General features: G+C 43.9%; 4 protein-coding genes. All 4 read left to right on the top strand.

The features are described from left to right. A partial coding sequence (locus tag ABHN01_RS24345; protein WP_429877691.1) for a sigma-54 interaction domain-containing protein occupies positions 1-1,138 on the top strand: 1,138 nt, incomplete at its 5' end. Between the two features lie 151 nt (positions 1,139-1,289). Then, positions 1,290-2,375, top strand: coding sequence for a tartrate dehydrogenase (locus ABHN01_RS24340; RefSeq protein ID WP_429877690.1), 1,086 nt, complete (start codon positions 1,290-1,292; stop codon positions 2,373-2,375). Between the two features lie 15 nt (positions 2,376-2,390). After that, the gene (locus ABHN01_RS24335) at positions 2,391-3,839 is read left to right on the top strand and encodes an aldehyde dehydrogenase family protein (protein WP_429877689.1); all 1,449 of its coding nucleotides are present in this window, start codon (positions 2,391-2,393) and stop codon (positions 3,837-3,839) included. Further along, positions 3,836-4,448, top strand: a 613-nt coding sequence (locus ABHN01_RS24330; protein ID WP_429877688.1) for an SDR family NAD(P)-dependent oxidoreductase, incomplete at its 3' end; no start/stop codon positions are given. The genes ABHN01_RS24335 and ABHN01_RS24330, both read left to right, overlap by 4 nt.

Here is a 4,448-nt window from a genome sequence, read left to right as displayed (position 1 = left end):
GCTCAGAGTGCTGCAGACTGGACGAAAAGAAATAGGGGATGTAGCCAAGATTCTTGATCGGCAGATTATTATTAACCGTTTTCCAGTTATGCTTAATCAAACTGTAGTTGGAGCTGTATCCAACTTTAAAGAAATTACCGATCTTCAAAGAATGGAGATGAAACTTAGGAAAAAGTTACATGAGAGCGGGTTAGAAGCAAAATACAGACTTGATGATATTATTGGGGAATCAAGAACGATTAAGGAAGCGAAAGAACAAGCAAAAATTATTTCGCAAACGGATGCAACGGTTCTGATTACAGGGGAGTCCGGAACAGGTAAGGAGCTGTTTGCTCAAGGCATCCATTTGGGGAGCAGCCGCGCTATTGGTCCTTTTGTCGCTGTTAATTGTGCAGCTTTTCCTGAAAGTCTCCTGGAGAGTGAATTGTTTGGATATGAGGAAGGAAGTTTTTCTGGAGCAAGAAAGGGCGGGAAACAAGGACTCTTCGAATTAGCGCACGGAGGGACTTTGTTTCTAGATGAGATTGGCGAAATGCCATTACAGATACAAGCTCACCTGTTGCGTGTTCTTCAGGAAAGATCTGTCCGCAGAATTGGCGGCCAACGAAATATACCTGTGAACGTCCGTATTATTGCAGCAACTAACTCAGACATCGAAGAAGAAATGAACAAGAAGGAGTTTAGAACGGATTTATATTATCGGTTGAATGTACTGTCACTGGAATTGCCAGCGTTACGAGAAAGATTGGAAGATATCCCTTTGCTTATGAGACATTTTCTTGAGCAGTTCAATGAAATGCATCGGAAGCAGATCGCCAAAGTGGAAGATGGCTTTGTCCCGGTTTTGCAGGATTATCACTGGCCAGGCAACATCCGTGAATTAAGAAATGTTTTGGAAAGGATTGTTTTGCTGCAAAAAGGCACAGAAATTTCAGCTAAGGATGCTTCCTTCTTTTATCCAAAACTCAGGAAGAGACAGAGTAAGGAAACAGTGGGCAGTGAAGCAACCATAAAGGAAAGTGAAAGGGATTTAATCCGGAAGGCACTCCTTAAATATGACAGTAAAGCAAAGGCAGCACATTCTCTCGGAATTGACCGATCGACACTTTGGAGAAAAATAAAGGAATACCAATTATGAGGTTTCATTTTGAAACGAATGTTGTAATTTGCAACAGTGAGTTCCGCATCATACTTTTCTATACGCTATAATTTCTGAAAATTTAAAATAGACTGAATTGGAACGAATCTTGCAAGTGTATGTCACTAACAATACAAAATGAGGTGATAACTTGCAGCACTTTTCAATTGCCGCCATACCTGGTGATGGAATAGGGCCTGAAGTCATGGCAGAGGGATTAAAAACGTTAACCAAGATCGGGGAACTTCATGGAGGGATTCATTTTTCCATTGACTCGTTTGATTGGAATTGTGATTACTATTTAAAACATGGAAAGATGATGCCGGGGAACGGCCTGGAAATTTTACGTGATTATGATGTGATTCTTCTAGGCGCAATAGGTGCCCCAACTGTACCTGACCACATATCGGTTTGGGAGCTGATCTTGCCTATTCGCAGGACCTTTCAGCAATATATCAATTTACGTCCAATCAAGCTTCTGAGAGGATTGGACAGCCCTCTCCGATATAAGGCGCATAGTGATCTGGATTTTGTGGTGATCCGTGAAAATACGGAAGGAGAATACTCGAACATGGGAGGGCGGTTACATGAGAATACCCCCTTTGAGCTTGCAGTACAAAACAATGTGTTTACTAGATATGGAACCGAACGTGTGATCAAATATGCCTACTCACTTGCCGAAAAAAGAAATAAAAAACGGCTGACCGCAGCAACGAAATCAAACGGAATTAATTTTTCAATGCCATTCTGGGATGAAATCGTAAAGGAAGTCAGCCGGACTCATCCTTCTATACGAACGGATATATATCATATTGATGCGCTTGCCGCCTATTTTATTACACGGCCAGAAGAGTTGGATGTGGTTGTAGCAAGCAACCTTTTCGGTGACATCCTGACTGATCTTGGGGCGGCTATTGTAGGCGGTCTTGGGCTGGCACCTTCAGGAAATATTAACCCTGAAAAGACGTATCCTTCAATGTTTGAACCGATTCATGGGTCGGCGCCTGGCATCGCCGGAAAAGGAATAGCGAATCCCATCGCCCAGATTTGGAGTCTCAGCTTAATGATGCAGCATCTAGGTTTTCCTGATATGGCAGACTTGATTGTTGAGTCTATCGAAGAGGTCCTTCTGGAAGGAAAAGTTTCCACGAGAGACCTAGGCGGGAAACACACGACATTTGAAATGGGAAGTGCCATTCGTGAACAAATGACGAGTAGGAGCATGAATTTTAATTAAGGAGATGGATAAAGCATGACCGACACACAGACTCCATTAAAGAGTGACAAAAAATTGCATCTGTACATTGATGGCAAACATGTTCAAACCGAGAAAAGTATTCCTGTGTATCATAAATACACAGGGGAGGTGATCGCTGCCATCGCGAAAGCAGGTAAGCATCATGTCGATCAGGCGGTGACTGCTGCGGAAAAAGTTTTTAAGGCGGACCAGCTAACAGCCTACCAGAGATCTGCAATTCTTTCAAAAGCCGCTGATTTAATGGAAAAAAGGCGCAGGGATTTTGAACTTTCCTTAGTAAAAGAAGTAGGGAAAACCCTAAAAGATGCGGCAGGAGAACTAGACCGGACAATTAACACGATCCGTTTATCCGCAGAAGAAGCGAAAAGGATCGCAGGTGAAATGATTCCCCTTCAGGCAACGGAAGGAGCCGACAACCGGTTAGGCTTTACCATTCGCGTTCCAAAAGGGGTTATCGGAGTGATTACCCCATTCAATTATCCTTTGTTATTAGGGGTTCATAAGATCGCTCCCGCCCTTGCTGCCGGAAACACGATTGTCATTAAGCCTGCTACCACTACACCATTGGCCACTTTTCAACTGGTCGAACTTTTGGAGGAGGCGGGTCTTCCGAAAGGCTACGTCAACATCGTCACTGGTGCAGGGAGTGAAGTGGGGGAATGGCTCTTGGAAGATGAGCGCATCGCAATGTATACATTTACTGGTTCAGGTGAAGTCGGAAGGCATATTAAAGAACGAAGCGGCTTGAGGCCAGTGGCGCTTGAATTGGGCAACAATTCCCCGAACATTGTACACAGTGACGCAGATTTAGAGTTGGCAGCGAAACTAACGGCAAGCCGCAGTTTTCATAACGCTGGACAAGCCTGCATAGCAGTACAGCGCCTTTATGTTCATCAATCAGTCTTAAATGAGTTTACGGAGCGTTATCTACATTATGTTCAACAATTGAACGTTGGTGATCCTGAAGCAGAAGAAACAGACGTAGGACCGATGATCAGTGAAAAAGAGGCCATTCGTTCAGAGAAATGGATCAATGAAGCAATAGAACAAGGAGCTAAATCCTTACTTCCTGTTAAAAGGGAAGGTGCCCTGTTATTCCCGACAGTGCTCGTCAACACAAAACCTGATATGAAGGTGGTTTGTAAGGAAGTATTCGCTCCCATTGTGAGCATCATTCCTTATCAAGATATTGATGCGGCTTTTCAGTTTGCCAATCAATCAGAGTATGGACTTCAGGCAGGTATTTTCACAATGGATTTACAGCTGGCGATGAGAGCGGCCAAAGTTCTGCAATATGGCGGAGTGATCATAAATGATGTATCAACATATCGGAATGATGTCATGCCATATGGCGGCGTTAAGAACAGCGGGATCGGAAAAGAAGGGCCGCATTATGCGATTCAAGAAATGACAGACGAACGAATGGTGGTGATTAACCTATGACTGCGGGATTGCTCGAAGGAAAAACGGCTATCATTACAGGAGCGGGCTCTGGTATGGGGAAGGCGGCAGCCAAGCTGTTTGCAGCCGAAGGAGCAAACGTCGTTTTAGCTGACTTAAATCATGAAGCGGCCAATTGTACTGCTGAGGAAATAGGAAATACAGGGGAAGTAATGGTGATTCAAACAGATGTTGGAGAAGATGAAAGTGTCCAGAATCTGGTTAATGAAGCCGTCCGTCAATATCAGCATTTAGACGTTTTGCTGAATTGTGCCGGAGTACCTCAGTTTTTCACTCCCATTGAAGAAATGAGCATAAATGAATGGGACAAGATTATGAACGTCAATGCGAAGTCGATTTTTTTGACCACACGGCACCTTGTTCCTCACATGAAACGAATCAGGAAAGGTTCGATTATAAATATCGCTTCCATTGCGGGTATACGGGCAAGACCTGGTTTAAACGCTTATTGTGCATCGAAAGGCGCCGCGATTATGTTAACGAAAGCACTGGCGCTTGAATTGGCACCTTTTAAAATTCGGGTGAATGCCATTAATCCAGGACCCGCTGAAACGCCGATGCTTGGAAAGTTCCTGTCTGGTGATGAAAAAA

This window comes from Fictibacillus sp. NRS-1165 (genome assembly GCF_050468105.1).
GTDB classification, from domain to species: domain Bacteria; phylum Bacillota; class Bacilli; order Bacillales; family Fictibacillaceae; genus Fictibacillus_C; species Fictibacillus_C terrinigri.
Note: the sequence above shows the minus strand (reverse complement) of the source record. Positions and strands in the feature narration are given on the sequence as shown.